Source organism: Zhenhengia yiwuensis (assembly GCF_014384995.1).
Taxonomy (GTDB): domain Bacteria; phylum Bacillota; class Clostridia; order Lachnospirales; family Cellulosilyticaceae; genus Zhenhengia; species Zhenhengia yiwuensis.
In genome coordinates, this window is the sequence record NZ_JACRSY010000028.1 from 1 (window position 1) to 19,839 (window position 19,839).

21 protein-coding genes and 1 riboswitch are annotated in these 19,839 nt (G+C 35.2%); of the genes, 4 read left to right on the top strand and 17 right to left on the bottom strand.

Annotation, left to right across the window (positions count from 1 at the left end; all coding sequences use genetic code 11):
- Nucleotides 1–201 precede the first annotated feature (201 nt).
- The 4 genes from H8718_RS14720 to H8718_RS14735 form a co-directional block, all read right to left on the bottom strand.
- Nucleotides 202–723 (bottom strand): hypothetical protein, encoded by a 522-nt coding sequence (locus H8718_RS14720; RefSeq protein ID WP_177669001.1) that lies wholly within the window; start codon nt 721–723, stop codon nt 202–204.
- A gap of 151 nt (nt 724–874) precedes the next feature.
- Nucleotides 875–2,425, bottom strand: a complete 1,551-nt coding sequence (gene purH / locus H8718_RS14725; RefSeq protein WP_249333480.1) for a bifunctional phosphoribosylaminoimidazolecarboxamide formyltransferase/IMP cyclohydrolase — start codon at nt 2,423–2,425, stop codon at nt 875–877.
- An 81-nt stretch (nt 2,426–2,506) separates the two neighbouring features.
- Nucleotides 2,507–2,586: riboswitch (ZMP/ZTP riboswitch) on the bottom strand.
- Between the two features lie 32 nt (nt 2,587–2,618).
- Nucleotides 2,619–3,971 (bottom strand): NCS2 family permease, encoded by a 1,353-nt coding sequence (locus H8718_RS14730; protein WP_249333507.1) that lies wholly within the window; start codon nt 3,969–3,971, stop codon nt 2,619–2,621.
- A 158-nt stretch (nt 3,972–4,129) separates the two neighbouring features.
- Entirely contained in the window at nt 4,130–4,531 is a 402-nt protein-coding gene (locus H8718_RS14735; protein WP_249333481.1) for a PBECR3 domain-containing polyvalent protein, read from the bottom strand.
- A gap of 163 nt (nt 4,532–4,694) precedes the next feature.
- Here H8718_RS14735 and H8718_RS14740 point away from each other — a divergent pair, with 163 nt between their 5' ends.
- On the top strand, nt 4,695–5,306 hold the full coding sequence (locus tag H8718_RS14740; RefSeq protein WP_177669007.1) for a hypothetical protein: 612 nt from the start codon (nt 4,695–4,697) through the stop codon (nt 5,304–5,306).
- A gap of 54 nt (nt 5,307–5,360) precedes the next feature.
- Here the strand turns inward: H8718_RS14740 and H8718_RS14745 are convergent, their stop codons facing one another.
- The 10 genes from H8718_RS14745 to tgt form a co-directional block, all read right to left on the bottom strand.
- Entirely contained in the window at nt 5,361–6,227 is an 867-nt protein-coding gene (locus H8718_RS14745) for a DUF4300 family protein (RefSeq protein ID WP_249333482.1), read from the bottom strand.
- A 153-nt stretch (nt 6,228–6,380) separates the two neighbouring features.
- Nucleotides 6,381–7,040 carry a phosphate signaling complex protein PhoU gene (gene phoU, locus H8718_RS14750; protein WP_177668417.1) on the bottom strand — a complete coding sequence of 220 codons (660 nt, stop codon included), beginning with the start codon at nt 7,038–7,040 and terminating at the stop codon, nt 6,381–6,383.
- 14 nt (nt 7,041–7,054) lie between these two features.
- A complete protein-coding gene (pstB, locus tag H8718_RS14755; protein WP_177668419.1) occupies nt 7,055–7,807 on the bottom strand; it encodes a phosphate ABC transporter ATP-binding protein PstB in 753 nt (250 codons plus the stop codon).
- Nucleotides 7,797–8,579: a phosphate ABC transporter permease PstA gene (gene pstA / locus H8718_RS14760; protein ID WP_249333483.1), complete on the bottom strand. Its 783-nt coding sequence runs from the start codon at nt 8,577–8,579 to the stop codon at nt 7,797–7,799. Before pstA ends, pstB begins: the two co-directional genes overlap by 11 nt.
- Entirely contained in the window at nt 8,551–9,432 is an 882-nt protein-coding gene (gene pstC / locus H8718_RS14765; RefSeq protein WP_249333484.1) for a phosphate ABC transporter permease subunit PstC, read from the bottom strand. The genes pstA and pstC overlap by 29 nt, the downstream gene beginning before the upstream one ends.
- A 49-nt stretch (nt 9,433–9,481) precedes the next feature.
- Complete coding sequence (locus tag H8718_RS14770) at nt 9,482–10,369, bottom strand: phosphate ABC transporter substrate-binding protein (RefSeq protein WP_249333485.1); 888 nt, start codon at nt 10,367–10,369, stop codon at nt 9,482–9,484.
- A 262-nt stretch (nt 10,370–10,631) separates the two neighbouring features.
- Complete coding sequence (locus H8718_RS14775) at nt 10,632–11,342, bottom strand: hypothetical protein (protein WP_249333486.1); 711 nt, start codon at nt 11,340–11,342, stop codon at nt 10,632–10,634.
- Nucleotides 11,343–11,761: 419 nt separating this feature from the next.
- Complete coding sequence (locus H8718_RS14780) at nt 11,762–12,652, bottom strand: CPBP family intramembrane glutamic endopeptidase (RefSeq protein ID WP_249333487.1); 891 nt, start codon at nt 12,650–12,652, stop codon at nt 11,762–11,764.
- A gap of 32 nt (nt 12,653–12,684) precedes the next feature.
- Nucleotides 12,685–13,074 (bottom strand): preprotein translocase subunit YajC, encoded by a 390-nt coding sequence (yajC, locus tag H8718_RS14785; RefSeq protein WP_249333488.1) that lies wholly within the window; start codon nt 13,072–13,074, stop codon nt 12,685–12,687.
- A gap of 14 nt (nt 13,075–13,088) precedes the next feature.
- Complete coding sequence (tgt, locus tag H8718_RS14790; RefSeq protein ID WP_249333489.1) at nt 13,089–14,222, bottom strand: tRNA guanosine(34) transglycosylase Tgt; 1,134 nt, start codon at nt 14,220–14,222, stop codon at nt 13,089–13,091.
- 175 nt (nt 14,223–14,397) lie between these two features.
- Between tgt and aroC the strand changes: the two genes are divergently transcribed.
- Entirely contained in the window at nt 14,398–15,564 is a 1,167-nt protein-coding gene (aroC, locus tag H8718_RS14795) for a chorismate synthase (RefSeq protein ID WP_249333490.1), read from the top strand.
- A gap of 31 nt (nt 15,565–15,595) precedes the next feature.
- Here aroC and H8718_RS14800 read toward each other — a convergent pair whose 3' ends face one another.
- A complete protein-coding gene (locus tag H8718_RS14800; protein WP_249333491.1) occupies nt 15,596–16,066 on the bottom strand; it encodes a metal-dependent hydrolase in 471 nt (156 codons plus the stop codon).
- Nucleotides 16,067–16,151: 85 nt separating this feature from the next.
- A complete protein-coding gene (locus tag H8718_RS14805) occupies nt 16,152–16,928 on the bottom strand; it encodes an HAD family hydrolase (RefSeq protein WP_249333492.1) in 777 nt (258 codons plus the stop codon).
- A 146-nt stretch (nt 16,929–17,074) separates the two neighbouring features.
- On the opposite strand from H8718_RS14805, the gene H8718_RS14810 reads away from it, so the two are divergent.
- Together H8718_RS14810 and H8718_RS14815 are read left to right on the top strand one after the other, a co-directional pair.
- On the top strand, nt 17,075–17,911 hold the full coding sequence (locus H8718_RS14810; protein WP_249333493.1) for a hypothetical protein: 837 nt from the start codon (nt 17,075–17,077) through the stop codon (nt 17,909–17,911).
- Between the two features lie 178 nt (nt 17,912–18,089).
- Nucleotides 18,090–18,926: a hypothetical protein gene (locus H8718_RS14815; protein ID WP_249333494.1), complete on the top strand. Its 837-nt coding sequence runs from the start codon at nt 18,090–18,092 to the stop codon at nt 18,924–18,926.
- Nucleotides 18,927–18,970: 44 nt separating this feature from the next.
- Here H8718_RS14815 and H8718_RS14820 read toward each other — a convergent pair whose 3' ends face one another.
- Entirely contained in the window at nt 18,971–19,795 is an 825-nt protein-coding gene (locus H8718_RS14820) for an undecaprenyl-diphosphate phosphatase (RefSeq protein WP_249333495.1), read from the bottom strand.
- Nucleotides 19,796–19,839: the final 44 nt, after the last annotated feature.

Sequence of the window (19,839 nt, forward strand, 5' to 3'; positions counted from 1 at the left end):
CTTCAAGAACTAATTTCACTGCAGCAATTTTAAACTGTTTATCATAACTTCTTCTCATAAGTAGACCACCTTTCACTATTTTATCTTAACTTTGTGTCTACTTTATCATACCATGCCCACAGTTTTATTATTTAAACTGTCTACCTTAAGGGGAGCATATCAATCGCTGCTACCTATCCATCTTTTTATATTATCCCCTATTTACTTATCTAATAGCATCTTATTTACGCTTTGCACAATATATTCTCTATCTGTAATAACGTCATAAAATCCTTTTCCACAATATAAACGTTGTATATCTACTGTGCGCATATCACTAAGCTGAAGTCTTGTAAGCATACCATTCTTAAAGTTATTTACTGCAATATCTAATTGAAATTCTGGGTCAGGTGGTAATGAATCTGCTTTCACAGATGTCGTTGGAATTACTACAAACTTACTCTTAAAATACTTAAACACATAGCACCAATGCCCACCATAAAGTTCCTTTGGAAATCCCCTTGTTAAGTTAAAATATGCAATCTGGTGTACTTTTGGTATATGCTTAGGCCTATAAAAAGTAGTTGATGGATCACCCGTCTGCTTTGGTGTGAGCTCATCATAAAAATAGGATAATTGACCTACATGATATTCCAAGTCTGTTACAAAACCTTCAATATCTGTATAGTTTTTAAGCTCTTTTAGAGCATTTGAAATATCATTCATTCTAGCATCAATGTCCATGGTCTCCCCCCTTACAAAATAAACAACTTTAAGATTATTCTATCATGAATCAAATAAAAATTAAAGTATATTTTTATAATTTTCCCATTTTTAACCAATTATCTTCCAAAAAGAACTCCTTAAAGTTTCTCTCTTTAAGGAGTTCTTTTTCTTAATGTTTAAAATGTCTCATTCCCGTAAAGACCATAGCAATGCCTGCTTCATTACATGCTTTAATGGAATCTTCATCACGGATTGAACCACCTGGTTGAATAATAGCTGTAATACCAGCAGCAGCTGCTGCTTTTACACAATCATCAAATGGGAAGAAAGCATCTGATGCAAGAACACTACCTTTTACACCTTCTTCTCCTAAGAATTCAATTCCATGTTCAATAGCTTGGTTTGTCGCCCATATACGGTTAGTTTGACCACCGCCAAGACCTACTGACATTCCATTTTTAGCTAATGCAATACCATTTGATTTAACATGTTTTACAAGCTTCCACGCAAAACGTAAATCTTCCATCTCTTTTTCTGATGGCTCACGATCTGTTACTACCTTAAGATCTTCTTCTACTAAAAGTTCTAAATCTTTTTGTTGTACGATAAGTCCACCATCTACTTTTTTCATTGTAAGTGCATGTGGATCGAAGTAAGTAATATTGTCTAGTTTAAGGACACGAAGGTTCTTCTTAGTTTTAAATATTTCTAATGCTTCATCAGTATAATCTGGCGCAATAACAATCTCGAAGAAAATCTTAGTCATTTCAAGTGCTGTTTCTTTGTCAATAATTTGGTTTGTTACAATAATACCACCAAAGATTGATACTGGATCTGCTTCATAAGCTTTTTGGTAAGCTTCAAGTACATTAGCCCCTACACCTACACCACATGGGTTAGCATGTTTTACAGCTACTACTGCTGGTTCACTGAACTCACGAAGTAATTCCAATGCCCCATTTGCATCATTAATATTATTATATGAAAGCTCTTTCCCATTAAGCTGAATAGCATCTGCAAGTGTACCTTTTGTTTTACCTACTTCTTTATAGAAAGCTGCTACTTGGTGAGGATTTTCACCATAACGCATATCTTGTACTTTTTCATAAGACATTGTAAGCGTATTTGGTAAGCTATAATCGCCTCTTTGTACTCTTAAGTAATTAGCAATCATTGTGTCATAGTTTGCAGTATGTTCAAATACTTTTGTTGCTAAGTAGAAGTTAGTATCTGTACTTACTTTGCCACTTGCTTTAAGCTCATCAAGAACAACAATATAGTCTGCTGGGTCTACAATAACGCTTACATCATGATTGTTTTTAGCTGCTGAACGAAGCATTGTTGGTCCACCGATATCGATATTTTCAATAGCTTCTTCTAATTTAACGTCTTCTTTAAGTATTGTTTGTTTAAATGGATAAAGATTTACTACAACAAGGTCAATATTAGACAGGCCAAGTTCCTGCATTTGTTTTTGATGTTCTTCATTCTCACGAATGTTAAGAATACCTGCATGAATAGCTGGATGAAGCGTTTTTACCCTACCATCTAAGCATTCTGGAAAACCTGTTACTTCTGAAATTCCGATTATATTAAGTCCTTCATTTTTAAGTGTATTATATGTTCCCCCTGTAGAAATAATTTGTACACCTAAGCTTATGAGTTCTTTCGCAAATTCTACAATCCCCGTTTTGTCTGAAACACTAATTAATGCTCTCATTTTTCTCTCTCCTTTTAGGTTTTATAATAAAATAATCTATTTTATGGAATAAAAAAGACCGTCCAGGCTTCTACCGTAATAGTAGAGTGCCCAGACGGTCGGCTTACATTCTTATACTCCTTGCAGTTAATTCTGCTTATCCGTCAGTCATATAAGAACCTTATAGTAAATGTTTAAAACAATGGAATCTGTATTAGGCAATAAGTTTAAGTACAAAAAGTAGTGCCATAATGTACATTACAATACTTACATCTTTAGCTTTACCTGTTAACACTTTTACTGCTACATAAGAGATACCACCAAATACGATACCTTCTGAAATACTTGCTGTAAATGGCATCATAGCAAGTGTTAAGAATGCTGGTAATGCTTCAGTAATATCTTCAAAGTTTACTTTTACAATACTTTCAAGCATTAAAATCCCTACTACAATAAGTGCTGGCGCTGTTGCAAAAGATGGAATAGCAATGAAGATTGGCGCTGCAAAAAGTGCTAATCCAAAGCAAACTGCTGTTGAAAGTGATGTAAGACCTGTACGTCCGCCTGCGATAACTCCTGCGCTACTTTCAACAAAAGTCGTAACTGTTGAAGTTCCAAGAAGTGCCCCTGCTGTTGTCCCTACTGCATCAGCAAAAAGTGCTTGTTTAACGCGTGGAAGTTGACCATTTTCATCTAAGTAATCAGCTTTTGTTGCTACACCAATAAGTGTACCTAATGTATCAAATAAATCTACAAATAAGAATGAGAATACTACAGTAGCAAAAGTAAGAATGCTTTCCGCACTTCCAAATACCTCGCTCATTGCTGGGAATTTGAATGCTACTTCACTAAGTCCACCAAATAATCCTTCTGCCCCCGCAAAGTTTGGAATAAGTGAGTAAACACCTGCATCAGGATTTACTACATACCATCCTGTAAGCTCTGCTACAATACCTAAAAGATATGTTGCTACGATACCAATTAATACTGCACCTGTTACATTACGTTTCATAAGTACTACTATAAGGATTACACCTAACATACAAAGTACAGCTTGTGGTGATGTCATATCACCAAGTGCTAAAAATGTATCTGGATTTGATACGATAACACCTGCTCCTTTGAATCCAAGGAAAGCAATAAATAAACCAATCCCTGCACTTACTGAATACTTCATACATCTTGGAATAGCATTGAATAATGCTTCACGCACATTGAATGCTGTAAGAATTAAAAAGATAATACCTTCTATAAATACTGCAAATAATGCAAACTGCCATGAATATCCCATTACACCACATACTGTGAAAGCAAAGAATGCATTAAGGCCCATACCTGGTGCTAATGCAAATGGATAGTTAGCTACAAAAGCCATTACTACTGTTGCTATGACAGACGCAAGTACAGTCGCTACAAACACACCGTGTTTATTCATACCCGCTGCACTTAATATATCTGGGTTAACAGCTAATATATAGGCCATTGTCATAAAGGTTGTAATACCAGCTAGAATTTCTGTTTTAACTGTGGTCTTGTTTTCTTTCAGTTTAAAAAATTTCTCCACAATAAATCCCCCTCTTATTCTTGTAATATAGAGTACGTTGTAAATTTCTTATATCTGTATCATACATTACAACTAAGAGGAGGTCAATAGTTTTTTCGAACATTTTATAAGACGTTTACATTTAATGTTCGAAACCTTAACTTTTATTCTCTATTTAATCTCTACACGCAATTTATTTTTTTATGCTCAACCTTATGGATTTCAATACCTTTTAATGTACCGTATTCTATACGTTTCTTAATTCGACCCGGTTCGATAATATACATACTTGAAACAAATATTCTATATTGTTCATCTATTTTGAGTGCAACTAGCAAAGGATCTTTGTACCATTTCACCAATTCAAATCGTCCCGTTGCAAGCCCATCTATTCCTATATAATCTGGTTCCCTAAGCACCTCCACTAACTTATCAAAGTAAAGTTTATACGTATAAGGATGGCGTCTTCTAATATGCTTTTTCGTTCTTTCATCGATAAAAATCCCCCTAATCTCTCTCTCTGGGCATATGACTTCTCTTAGCTCATCATGTAACCTTCTTAAACATTGTCTAGACGCTCTCATAGGAATCCCCTCCTGCTAAACTTCTTCCCTTCTACTAATACTATACGTGCTATTTTCCCCCCTTGTGCATAGTATAAATTTCATTTAATTAAAAGACATATATTTGTCCCTTATTCCATATATATGTAATAGGACATCTTATATATTAAAAAGGAGGGTAATAATGTCTCATCCTAAATTTTTGGTCTTCAAATTACAAGACCTCAAGATTCCATTTATTATGCTAGCTGTTGCAGTTGTAGCCTTCTCAGTATTTATGCTGTCAGGTGATGATACTACTGCAACCTTTGCACCAGATGACAGCTATGAAGACGGTATGTACATAGCGAATATTGCTTTTACAGATGCAGACATGGATTTAGTTGTTGAAGTTAAGGACAAACAGATCAAATCTATTTCATTAGATGGGTTTGATGAAACAGAAAGAACTCTTTACAAAGACCTTAATGAGAGTATTCCTTTTGTAAACGACTACGTTACTTCAACACAATCTCTTGATTTGCCTGAAACAAGCACTATTTCCGCATCTACCAGTATACTTATGGACGCTATAAAAATCGCTTTATCAGATAATAAAGATGCTGTTCTTACAACGTCCTACGAAGTACCTCTTCTTGAAGCTATTACTGAAGAAACTGCTGATGGTGAATCTCTTAAAGAAGAAACACCTAACGAAGAAGCTCTTCAAGAAGAAGAGGCTACTGAAGATGTCATATCAGAAAATGTTACTTCTGATGATGCTACTGGTACGGAAGATACAACTATTGAAGAATAAAAATAAGAGAAGCAGGCTACTTGAAATAAGCAGTCTGCTTCTTTTATTTTTCTATTAATAAACGACTTTCTCATTTTCTGTAATGATAATATCTGACTCACTATCATCACCGTAGATATCCTCTCTACTTAAAAGATAATCTATTACTTCTTGCTTTTCATTAAATTTAGAAACCTGGAAAGGATTGCTTGCTGAATATTTTTCAATGAATATAAAACTTTCCTCTAAACTAACTAATATACCACTATGCCCTACAAATCTTTTTTGCTCATAAGGATCATGCATCCATAAGTTCAGCAGAGAAATTCCTTCTACTTCTTCAAAGGAAATTCCTCTATTTTGCCATTCTTCACTAATACTTTTTATATGTTTATCTTTATCTGTAGTATCTTCTACAACTACAGGATTAAATAAAGTTATGAATTTACTTTCATCCCCTTTATCAAATGCCATTAATGGATATTGCTCCATGGCCTCTACATCAAACATTAGATAATTATCTGCTGCTTCTATAGGATGAGTAATACTTACAAAGTCTTTAAAGAGTAAAAAAGCAGTTAATCTACAGTTTATTTCAGAATATGGTATGCCTTCTTCATTCTCACGTGGTTCAAAATCTATTTCTTTGTAGTCTGCCTGTGCTGTGGAAATAGTCTGAAATCCTTTTTTTAAGTTTTCTTTTGCATTAATATGTTCATTGTAATCATTAACCCAATCCCTAAATACCTTCATAGATTGTGCTGGTACTCCCCTCTCAAGCAAATACTCTTCTACTTCTTGCTTGCCTTCCTCATCCACTAAATTTGAATAAGTAAGTACCTCTTCATTTTTTTCTTCAGACTTACTGCTACATCCTGACATAACCATCATAGTACTACCTAGAAGCATAAGCACTCCTATAAATATTTTTTTGTATTTCATTTAATATTCCTCCCATATTTTAATCATATTTTTATGTCTAATGTGTTATCTATCTATTAGAGTTGTTTTTCCTCGAAAAAGTTTCATATTTATTTATGTTTTATGAGTTAATTTTTCCCACAAAAAAAGAAGACTATAAAAGCCTTCTTTTTCTTATTTACTATATTCGCCTGTCAAATTATAAATAAGCCATTCTGCAATATTAGTAGTATGGTCAGCAATACGCTCAAGATATTTAATAATCATAAGGTATGCTGCTCCACTTGGTGCAAACTCTTGTTTGTTACTCATTTCAAGTACAATTTCTTTAAAGATTTTTGTAAACTCTTCATCAATTTGGTCATCGTAGGAACAAATCTCACGAATTTGGTCTGCATCTTTTTGTACGTAACTATCTAATGTTTTAATGAGCATTTTTCTTACGTTTTGTGCCATTCTTTCAATATGTCGTTTATATGCTACTTCCTTATCCCATGTGCCATCTTCTAATTTTAAGCTATATGTACAAATATCCTCACAGTGGTCTCCTATACGCTCCATATCTGTTACACTTTTTAGAATACACATAATAAGGCGTAAGTCTCTAGCTATAGGTTGCTGATGTGCAATAAGGCTAATGCATTTCTTTTCAATCTCAATTTCCATAGCATCGATTTTATCATCATTGTCAATAATCTTTTGAGCAAGTTCTTTGTTTTGTGTCGTAACAGCTTCAATCGCTTCACCTACAAGTCTTTCAACTTCACTGCCCATTTTAATAACATCGAGTCTTAATTCTTCTAATTCTTTTTCAAATACTCTTCTTGGTGACATCTCCCTAATCCTCCTTAGCCGAATCTTCCAGTAATGTAGTCTTCTGTACGTTTATCTTCCGGTTGGTCAAATAATTTATCTGTTGGGCCTACTTCTACTAATTCTCCTAATAAGAAGAATGCTGTACGGTCAGAAATACGTGCTGCCTGCTGCATATTATGGGTAACAATAACGATTGTATATTGCTTTTTAAGTTCATTAATAAGGTCTTCTATTTTTAGTGTTGAAATAGGGTCAAGTGCAGAAGTTGGTTCATCCATCAGTAAAATTTCTGGATTCATAGCAATACTTCTTGCAATGCAAATACGTTGCTGTTGTCCACCAGAAAGGCTAATAGCATTCTTTTTAAGCTTATCTTTAACTTCATCCCAAATCGCAGCCTTTTTTAAACTGTCTTCTACAATAGCATCAAGGTCTGCTTTCTTTTTAATACCTTGCATACGTGGTCCGTAAGCAATATTATCATAAATACTCATTGGGAAAGGATTTGGTTTTTGGAATACCATCCCTACTCCTTTTCTAAGTTCAATAGGATCCATACTGAAAATATCTTGCTCATTATAAGTAATGCTACCTTCTACTTTTGTTCCTTCCACTAAGTCACTCATACGATTTAAAATACGTAAAAAAGTAGATTTTCCACATCCTGATGGTCCAATAAATGCTAAAACTTCATTTTTAACTACATCTATATTTATGTTTTTTAAAGCTTTAAAATCACCATAGTAAAAGGATAAGTCACGTGCTTTAATGATTTTATTTGCCATTTTTCATCTTCCTTCCGATCACATAAGTTAATAGGTTAAGTCCAAGTACTACCATTAATAAAACTATAGCTGTACCATAAGCCTGCTCTAATGAAATACCTTCTTTAGCTAACATATAAAGGTGAACTGATAAAGTTCTACCTGATTCCATTACATTTCCTGGTACTCTAAATACCATACCTGCTGTTAAGTAAATTGCAGCCGTTTCACCAATAATACGCCCTGTACTAAATACAATTCCTGCTAAAATACCAGGTACTGCACTTGGTAAAACAACTTTCATAATAGTTGAAAATTTAGAGGCCCCTAATGCAAGAGACCCTTCTCTATAACTAAGTGGCACTGTCTTTAAAGCTTCCTCTGTTGTTTTTACAACTGTTGGAAGTATCATAAGAGCTACTGTAAGTCCACCTGCTAAGATGGAATAACCAAGTTTAAGTTGTGTAACGAAGAACATCATGCCGAATAATCCGAATAGAATTGAAGGGACCGCCGCTAAACATTCTGTTGAAAATCTAATACCTTTTACAAACTTAGATGGTTTGGCATATTCATTAAGGTAAATGGCTGTTCCCATCCCGATTGGTACAGCTATAACTAAACCAATTACAACCATATATATTGTTGTAATGATAGCTGGCATAAGGCCTATTAAATCCACATTTCCAATGCCTTTAATAAAGATATAAGACAAAATCCAAATCAGCATGCCAAAAGTTGAAAAGGCAATAATTCCTAAGAGACTATAGAGTATTTTTTCCTTTGCTTTCACGGCGTTCTCTCCTTTCTGTACGAGTATTAAGCATGTGCATTGCTAAGTTAATAGCAATAATGAGAACAAATAAAACCATACCTGTTGCAAAAAGTGCCTGTTGATGGACACCTGATGCATAGCCCATTTCTATAGCAATATTAGCTGTAAGCGTTCTAACTGGGTCAGTAATACTTTGTGGGAGTAACGCTGTATTACCTGCTACTAAAATAACTGCCATTGTTTCCCCAAGAGCACGCCCAATGGCTAAAATAATTCCAGCAAGTGTTCCTGAACTTGCCGCTTTAAGCTGTACTTTGAAAATATATTGAAGTCTACTTGATCCCAATGCAAGGGCACCTTCTTTATATTCATTTGGTACAGCCCTTAAACTTACTTCTGTCATACGAATAACAGTTGGCAGTACCATAAGGGCTAAAATAAAGATTACAGCAAGCAAACTACTTCCTGCACCTTTACCACCCCAAAGATCATTGATAAGTGGTACAACTACCATAAGTCCCCAGAAACCATAAATAACTGAAGGAATACCAGCCAGCAAATCTACTGCTGCTGATAATAATGCTGCAAGTTTAGCTGGTAGGAGCTCCACTAGAACGATGGCTGTACTCACACCTACAATGATTGCAATAACCATAGCGCCTATTGTAGCGTATAAACTTGCTACAAGCATTGGGAATATCCCAAAAATCTCACCTGATGGCATCCAGTTCTTGCCTGTTAAAAATGCCCATAAGCTTGTATGTTTAAAAAAAGGGAGCCCGTTAGCTATAATATAGACTCCCATAAATGCAACCACTGTCATAGTCAGTGCTGCAAAACACCAGAATACTTTCTTCATTACTTTATCCATATTTGATCACCTTATCTCTCTCTTTGCAAGGTCTATTACTACAAAGGTCTTATTTTACTGAGATATATTTTTCACTTACAATTTCTTGACCTTCATCACCTAAGATGAACTCTAAGAAGTCTTTTGTTGTTTGTGTACCATCTTTATGTGTAATAACAAGAAGTGGTCTAGAAACACTGTACTCACCATTTTTAACTGTTTCAACTGTTGGCATAACATCATTTACACTGATTGCTTTAACTGTGTCATCAATGAAACCTAATGATACGAAACCAATTGAACCTTCTTTAGAAGCTACTGTTGCTTTGATTGTACCATTACCTTCTGCTACAAGTGCACCTTGAGAGATTGAAGATACTTTTTTACCATCGATTTCTTGTTGAAGACCGAGAATTTCTTCAAATGCACTACGTGTACCTGAACCATCTTCACGTGTTACAACGATGATATCTGCATCAGCACCACCAACTTCACTCCAGTTAGTAATTGTACCTTCAAAGATACCTTTAACTTGTTCACTTGTTAAGTTTTCTACGCCATTTGCTGGGTTAACTACTATAGCAATACCATCGTATGCAATTGTTGTTACTTCAAGGTCATCACTTTGCTCTGAATCTTTAAGTTCACGTGAAACCATACCTATATCTGCAGTCCCATCTGCTGCCGCTTTAACACCTGCTGATGAACCTACACCTTGTACTTCAACAACTACATTCGGCTCAATTTCTTTATATTTATTTGCTAACTCTTCCATTGGCACTGCTACTGTCGTAGAACCAACTGCTACAATTTTGCTGCTTTCTGTTTTTGCAGGAGCTGATCCGTCTGCTGCGTTGCCCGCATTTGCAGCTGCATTACCTGCACCTGATGCACATCCTGTTAACATTGCCATTCCGAGTACTGTTATACCTAATATTCTAAATAATTTATTTTTCATTTTTTATTGCCCCCTTATTTAATTTACAAGCATAGGATAGAACCCTAATGTTCAAAACATATTTGGCTTATGTTAAATCTATGTTAAATCTGCTATTTACACACACCAAAAAAGGCGCCTTAGGGAGGCGCCTTGATTTCTTCTGTTTATATTTTATACAATTCTTATATACTTCTTCTTATATTTGTGTCATTAACTAGATTATCAAAATTTTACTAGATCAGACTTTTATCTTTACCTTGTTCAGCTGTACCACCTGTTCTTATTTCTCCTGCTCCTGTTTCACACTCGTTTCGGATACTTGAACCGGTATCCCTACTTGCACAGGAGTTACATCGGTATCAGGGTCTGCATTAGATTTTGAACCACCAACATTAATACGAATTGTAAATCTATTATCTACTGTGCTAGTACTTGGGGTATTTATACTAGTTCTTTCTGTATCATTTTGTGAAGTTGCTTGCCCCTGAAGCTGAGCTTGAGCCTGAGCCGTAAGTTGTGCCTGAAGTTGAGCCTGGGCATTGAGTTGAGCTTGTAGCTGAGCTTGATTCTGCTCAACTGCTTGTAATTGGTTCTGAAGCTGGGCTTGAAGTTGGGCCTGAGCATTGAGTTGAGCTTGTAGCTGAGCTTGATTCTGCTCAACTGCTTGTAATTGTGCCTGAAGCTGAGCTTGTAGTTGGGCCTGAGCATTGAGTTGAGCTTGGAGCTGAGCTTGATTCTGCTCAACTGCTTGTAATTGTGCCTGAAGTTGAGCTTGAAGTTGGGCTTGGGCCTGAAGTTGAGCTTGAACTTGAGCCTGGAATTGTTCTTGCCTTTGTTCCATTTCTTGTAACTGAGCTTGAACTTGAGCTTGGAATTGTTCTTGTCGCTGTTCTAATCTAGTAAGTCGGATATCAACATCTTTCACTTGAGAGCAACAATTTCTACTTTCGTAATCATAATCGTAGTCATCATAATAACAATCTTTTCTCATTGATAAACCCCTCTCTTATTATATACTAACACTATATACTATTCCTTTTTAATCTATAAGTTTACAATTTTCTGTTTTTTATTTCGAAATGCCCTAATATTTTTCGATAAATTACTTTAAGATCTTTCTTACAAAAATAAAGAATATAGTATGTATTTAATAGCCTTACTTATTCCCCATTTAAAAACCAAAAAAGGCGCCTTGGGGAGGGCGCCTTTCTTGCTTCCGTTTATATTTTTATACAAACTGAAAAAGGGATAATAATATGGGGAGATTTTAATTTAGAGTGAGTATGTAGCGTCGATTGTTAGGGAAGATTTCTGCTACATATCTTCTCTTCACGTATTATTATGCCTTGGATATTTTAACAAACTATGACGCACTGTCTAATAAATTAAGAACTTTTTATAAAGAAATCTTTATCTATTATGTTTACTTAATTGTCTTACTAACACCAGACTAGCAAGGATAAAAAATAAAGTAGTAAGTAGGCTCCCTTCAAGTCCAAAGGCTCCTCCTGACCAAATTGTATCCGCTTGTATAACTGTCTTAAAGAGACTTACGTCCATCATATTACCACTTATAGAAATCCCAAATACATTCCCTTGTAATAAATTCCATGCCGTATGGAACCCAAAGGCTCCCCATAGATTACCATCTTTTAATACTATCAACATAAGGGCTAAACCACATAATAGAATGTTAATTAAACTAATGGCATTAATACCATTATTGCCTAAGTGTAGAAGTGCAAAAACAATAGCTGGTATAATAATCCCTTTATAAACATCATAGCGTGCTGTAATAGCCTGAAACATAAAGCCCCTTAGAAACAGTTCTTCTGCCGCCCCTTGAATAATCCAAGCTATTAAAATGATTAAAATAATACCAAATAAGTGAACGCCTCTATTAATTTGAATAGGGCTAATCGTAAGTTCTCCTTTAAATTGTAAAAAGCTAATAATCGCTACTATTCCTAAAAAGGCTATACCTGCTCCTTTAAAATAACTTACTACCGCTTTCTCTTTAAATAAGCCTATACTTCTCCAGTTTTTTCCTTGTACTTTGCACATGAATAGTACTACAATGGCTCCTGCTAATGCAAAAGATACTGCATATTGAAAATACTGCATATATATCCTAAATAAGCTCTCTTCTAGATTATTAAACAATAATGAGCCTATGAGTTCGCTTAGTACATTACCTATAGATAATGTTAGCGTAAATAAAAAAGGCATCATAATAATAGAAGCTAAGCTGGGCTTATTCCCTTCATAAGATGCTTGTACCATTCTATTGTTCTCTAACATCTCTATCCTCCTTAATAAAAAGACGAGGATGATTATTCCTCATCCTCGTCTTCGTATTCACCATCTTCATATTCATCATCTTCGTATTCATCTTCATCATCTACTGGTTCAGATGCTTTTGCGATAGTAAGGTTTGGTGCTGCTACTGCCGCTACCGCTACTTGTTTAACTGGAATACGAACACTTTTGTTAAGACCAAGTTCAATGATAAATAAGTCGTTGATAATGTCTACAACTTTACCATAAATTCCTGTGTTTAATAAAACTTCATCGCCTACTTTAATAGAGCTTTGCATGTCTGCAACTTGTTTGTCTCTTTTCTTTTGTGGACGAATGATTAAGAAGTACATAATTACGAAGAAAAATCCAAGATAAAGTACTGTTGACATAAGCATTCCGCCTGTTGAAGCTGTTGGTGCCATAATAGTCTCCTCCATTAATTGTTATTTTGTTTATATCCTTCTAGACGCATTTTCTTGTATTTAGCAAATTCACCTTTGTCTAATGCATCTCGAATTTCAGTCATTAAGTTGTTGAAATAGTAAAGGTTGTGAATAACACAAAGTCTCATACCAAGCATCTCTTTTGCTTTAAGAAGGTGTCTGATATATGCTCTACTATATTTCTGACAGGTTGGACATCCACACTCTTCACTAATTGGACTCATATCTTTTTCGAATTTTTGATTGAAAAGATTTATCTTACCGTGGTTTGTATAAACATGCCCATGACGTCCGTTACGTGCTGGAAGCACGCAGTCAAAGAAATCAATCCCGCGATCAACAGCTTCTAAAATATTTTCTGGTGTACCAACACCCATTAAATAAGTTGGTTTATTTTGTGGTAAGTAGGGTACAACTGCCTCTAATACATTGTACATATCTTCATGGCTCTCACCTACTGCAAGTCCACCTACAGCATAACCTGGAAGGTCAAACTCACGAATAACTTTAGCATGTTCAATACGTATATCTGGTAAAATACCACCTTGGTTAATACCAAAGAGCATTTGTTTTTTATTAATTGTATCCTCTAGGCTGTTTAAACGATTCATTTCTGCCATACAACGTTTAAGCCATCTTGTAGTACGTTCTACGGAAGGAATAATATATTCCCTATCAGCAAGTGCTGGTGGACATTCATCAAAGGCCATAGCAATTGTTGAAGCAATGTTTGACTGAATTTGCATACTCTCTTCTGGTCCCATAAAAATTTTGCGTCCATCAATATGAGATGAGAAGTACACGCCTTCTTCTTTAATCTTACGCATAGCCGCTAAAGAAAATACTTGGAACCCACCTGAATCTGTAAGAATCGGCTTGTCCCAAACCATGAACTTATGAAGACCACCAAGCTCTTTAATCACCTTGTCACCAGGTCTTAAATGCAAGTGGTACGTATTGGATAAAGCTACTTGTGTATTAATATTATGAAGGTCATCCGCGCTTAATGCCCCTTTAATGGCAGCTACTGTTGCTACATTCATGAATACAGGTGTTTCAATTGTTCCATGCACAGTATGGAATCTACCACGTTTCGCGCGTCCTTCTACTTTTAGTAATTCGTACATTTTAATTAGGTCTCCTATCTGTCATATACTATCATACAGTTTACAAGAAAAAGACGATGATTACAAGAATTCTATCCTGTATTTTTGTCATTTTTCTATACTTTTAAACGGTCTTATTGAATATAATTACATCATTTGATACAATTAAGAAAAATCTAATAAGGAGGCTTAATTTATGTCTGGTTCAATATTTGGCAAACATTTTACAATTTCCACTTTTGGTGAATCCCACGGCCCTGCTATAGGTGTCATTATAGATGGCTGCCCTTCTAATATACCTCTTTCAAAGGAAGATATTATGAAGAATATGGTAAGAAGAAAACCAGGTAACGCTAAAATCGCTACCTCTCGCAAAGAAGATGATGACGTAGAAATTTTATCTGGCCTCTTTGAGGGTAAAACAACAGGTACCCCTATTTGCCTTATGATTCGCAATACTGATCACCGCTCTCACAACTACGATGCAATTAAAGACATCTATCGTCCTTCTCATGCCGATTACCCTTATAGTATGAAATACGGCAACCGTGATTATCGTGGTGGTGGACGTTCCTCAGCTCGCGAAACAGCAGCTAGAGTAGCTGCCGGTAGTATTGCTATGCGCTTTTTAGAGGAAATGGGAATTCATTTTAAAGCGTACACTAAGGCTTTAGGTCCTATCTCTGTATCTGATGAAGAAATGAATCTTAATGAAATTTCTAATAACCTTCTCTCTATGCCTCATGCGGTAAAAGCTGAGGAGGCTATAAATTATATCGGGCAAATGAAAACTGAAAAAGACTCTATTGGTGGTGTTATTGAATGCCAAATTACAGGTATGCCTGTAGGTATCGGAGAACCTGTTTTTGATAGACTTGATGCCATTTTAGGACAAGCCATTATGAGTATTAATGCCGTTAAAGCTTTTGAAGTAGGTTCTGGCATCGCCTCTGCTCAGATGAAGGGTTCAGAGTACAACGATGCATTCTATACTCACACAGCTCCTCAATATGGCGAAAATGGTCATGAATCGCACGGTTTTGTTGGCACACATTATAAGACTACTCCATCTATACATAAACGTACTAATCATTCAGGTGGTATACTAGGTGGTCTTTCTGACGGTAGTCCTATTGTACTACGTGCTCACTTCAAACCAACACCATCTATTGCACAAACTCAACATACGATCAATACACATTTAGAAAACGTAGATATTGCTATTGAAGGGCGCCATGACCCTACAGTAGTAGCACGTGCAGTTGTGGTCGTAGAAGCAATGGCCGCTCTTGCCATTGCTGACTTATTACTTCAAGGCGCAACCTCTAAACTCGAACAGGTTAAAGCCGCTTATTGCAAATAAAAGGTGAGGACTACTAGTCCTCACCTTTTATTTATATCCTAATCATTACTACACTTATAATGATAAGTAATACGGTAACAATATATTCTCCTGTATCTCCTGTGTGTATCTTTCCTATTTTATATTTTTCCTTAGTAAAAGGATAAAGTAAGGGAACTCCTGTTGGATTAAGTATATCTAATATTAAATGTGATAGGTATCCTAACAAACTCCCTAATGCTAGGAAGTTTATACCAAAAGGTAGTGTGAGTACTGCCCATAAAAGTATGGCAGCAAATAAACTATGTGTAGCTTTTCTATGCCCTAGTTTCCGAAAAGGATAATGCAATATAACGGTCTTGCTACTAATCCAGCTTTTAGGATGATCTAAATCTGGTAAAAGCGAACCCACTATAGCACTTCCATAATAATAAACTAATTCTATTCCTTCTATAGGAATAAGATATTCATTAATGGCTATGGCCAGGGCCACTCCACCTATAATGTGCGTCTTGTAAGTCATGTGGATCACTCCTTTTTGGAGTATTATATGCGGCCGCAAACTTGTCCCATACTACTTCTAATGATTACATATTCTTCTTAAAATTTCATAAGCATCTCTCTTTAATAACTTTAAGTACACTCCCCTCATCTAAACTATATTTGCCATAAGCTTTCATTTCCTCTGGTGCATGCTCCATAACATAACTCTCCTCTGCTTCAGCAAGCATAGATACATCATTGAAGTAATCTCCGAAGGCCATGCAGTTTTCTTTTTCAATTATTAACTGCTCTTTTAGCATTTTAACAGCCATGCCCTTGCTTGTATATAGGCTTCCAATATCTACCCAATTACGCCCTGATACAGTAATGGAGAAATCTTCTCCCCACTTTTCCCTAAGCCAAGTTTCAAACTCCTTTGTAATACCATCTTTATTATAAAGTGCTAGCTTAATAATGGATGCCTCAATAAGACTTTGGTCCTGTACATAACTTAAGCTATAATAATATTTAGAAACCTCTTCATGAAAAGCCTTATCTTTTGTTATTTTATAAGCAGTATCTTCACATGAAATAATCATCTCTATATTTTCTAGCCTTTTAACTTCTTCTATAACCTCTCTAGCTTTCTCCTGCTCTAAGTACGTCACACCGACACATTTACCTTTATGTTTAATAAGTGCTCCATTATCTGCAATAACATAAATTTTATCTAAAACAGATTTAAAGTCATTCTCTACTGTAGCACATTGTCTTCCCGTAGCTACAGCAAAATGAATATTCTTCTTCTCTAAATCCTCTATAACAGTAAAGGCTTCTTCTGGTATTTGCCCCTTGTTATCCGCTAGTGTTCCATCTAAGTCAGAAATAATTAGCTTAATCATCTGCTCACCTCGTTTGCATCATTATCTTTTTTTATTCTATATGCTTCACTTGTATTTTTCTAGTTTTTTATTAAATAGGGAAGTCCTACTTTCTTGTACAATAATCCTTTGCTATAATGTGGATAATGTAATAAGGAGGCTCCTTTATGAAAAAATTAAAACGATCATTTATAATAGTTGGCAGTATTTTAGGTATTGCTATACTTATTTATATCTTATTAGGCTTTCATGCAAGAAGTAATATGTTTTTTGTGCCTGAAGTAGCGTATGTAGACCTTATGCCTATTCTTAAACAAACGAGCTTCTCGGAAGAAGATTATAATACTTTGTATCATCAAACCGGCCTTGCTGCCCCTATGATTGATATACTAAAAAAAGAACCAGATTTTGAAGAGACTATTCTCCGCTTCCAAACCAAGTATCTTAACTCTCCTCGTATTGTCAAGACAGCCATGACTCCTGTAACTAATATCGATGTTGTCCAAGATGAAACAGGCAAACAAGTTGCAGCCTTTGAACTAGCACCTTATGATAACGGCTATATCTTCCTCACTAAATCTACTTATACTTATAACTGGCGCCACGGCCATGCTGGTATCGTTATTGACAAAGTACGTGGTAAAGTGCTGGAATCCTTAGAACCATTTACCGTAAGCATGGAACAAAATGCTTCTAAGTGGACTTTATATCCAACTTTTAAGATGATGCGTCTTAAAGATACTGACCAAGATCAATTAGATGAAATTGCACGCTATGCTACTGAAAATATGCAAGGTATTCCTTATAATATTTTAGCTATGAAAAATAATAAGCCTGTTCCATCTAGCACACATTGTTCACATATTGTATGGCATACCTTCAATCAGTTTGGTATTGACCTTGATAGTTCTGGTGGTATTTTTGTTTCCCCTGGAGATATAGGACGTAGCCCATATCTTGAAACTTTACAAATTTACGGCTTTAATCCAGATAAGGATTGGTAATATGAAAAATAAAATTTTTATTTTTTTTCTGGTTTTGGCTGGAGTTATCCTCAGCCTTTTTTCTTTTAAGGATGACTTATACACAGAATTAATCGTAAATACACATAATAATGTGGATTTTACTGATATTTATATTATTTACTCAAATATTAACTACACTAAAATTAAGAGCTATACCTTGACTTCCTCAAAGCCAAAAGTTTCTAATAAAACCTTTGTACCCTATAGCGAAGGCTTTATACCTAATGCTGCTTATAGGCAGTATAAAAAGGCTTTTCTCAAAAACAATGAGGACTTCTCCATGATGTTCCAAGACTATTATGAGTCAGGAGACTTTGTGTATTTTGCCTTTCCTGGTGACTTAAGCTCATTTCGTGTATTAAACCGTACAACGGATGAAATTAAACAGCTGATTATAGATGAGTCTACCCACCTCAGTCCTATGTACGTGTCTCATATGCAGCAAGTAGGTGACCAACTTATTATTCTTGCTGGTCAGGCCCATGCTTATAATGCACTTATTTATACTGTGGATTTACCTACACTAAAAGTGACAAGTTCTAAGCAATTAGGAACTCACCCCTCTGCTTTAGGTGGCACCCATTTTACACTTACATCAGATGGCATAGCTCTTTTTATAGCTGGAGACAAACTTCAAGTTTATAATCCTTTTACTGATGTAGAGTCTTTTATTCCTCTACCTTTTACAACAACAGGAGTCATAAGTCAAGCACATACTACTTTAGTATATGGTGAGCAAGATGGCGTATTATATACGAGTGTATTAGATGAATCTTTTAATCTCTCACCTATGCATACCACTCGTTTCCCCTCCTCTTCTTGTAAGTTGATTGACCTAAGTATTAAAGGGGATACACTTTTTATTGCTACTGTAGATCCTTTAGGCCTACGCTTTAGAAATTATATTTCTGGCTATAACTTATCAACTGGTCAGCTTACCTACTGCTTAGGCATTGAAGATGCTTCTCCTTTAATACTTATGGCAATAGAATAGCATTTCTAATGCATCAAAAAAGGCCGCTATGCGGCCCTTTTTTATTATCTCATTAAGAAATAAGCAAGTACAATAATACCTAATACAATACGATAGTATCCGAAAGCTTTAAAGTCATGTTTCTTAATATAACCCATTAAGAATTTAATAGCTAAAACAGAAACAATAAAGGCTACAAACATCCCTACAAGTAGAATGGTTAATTCACTTGCTGTAAATGCTAAACCAAATTTTAATAGTTTTAATAAACTTGCTCCAACCATTACAGGTATAGCTAAGAAGAATGTAAATTCAGCTGCTACAAAACGTGATGTACCAATTAAAATGGCTCCAATAATGGTTGCACCTGAACGTGATGTACCTGGAATTAAGGCAAGTACTTGGAATAAACCAATCATCAAGGCTGTTTTATAAGTTAAGGCTTCAAGTGTCTCAACTTTAGGTACTCTATTCTTATTACGATTTTCGACAATAATGAAGAGTATTCCATAAATAATAAGCATTAAAGCAACTGTTTGGTAATTGTAGAAAATAGCATTTAACATATCATCAAATAATAAACCAATCACTGCTGCTGGAAGTGCTGCTACAATTACTTTAAACCATAAATCAAAAATATCCTTTTTAATTTCTAGTTTCTTATCTTTCAAAGAAAATGGGAAAAGCTTATTCCAGAACAGAACAACTACTGCCATAATGGCACCAAGCTGAACTACTACAAAAAACATTTCTTTAAAAGCATCAGATGTATTTAACTGAATAAATTCATCTGCTAAAATCATATGACCTGTACTACTAATTGGAAGCCACTCTGTAATCCCCTCAATAATTCCAAGAATAATGGCTTTTAAAATTTCTATAAATTCCATTTTGTTTTCCTTCCTTACTTCAATCTCTGTTTTATTAAAATAAA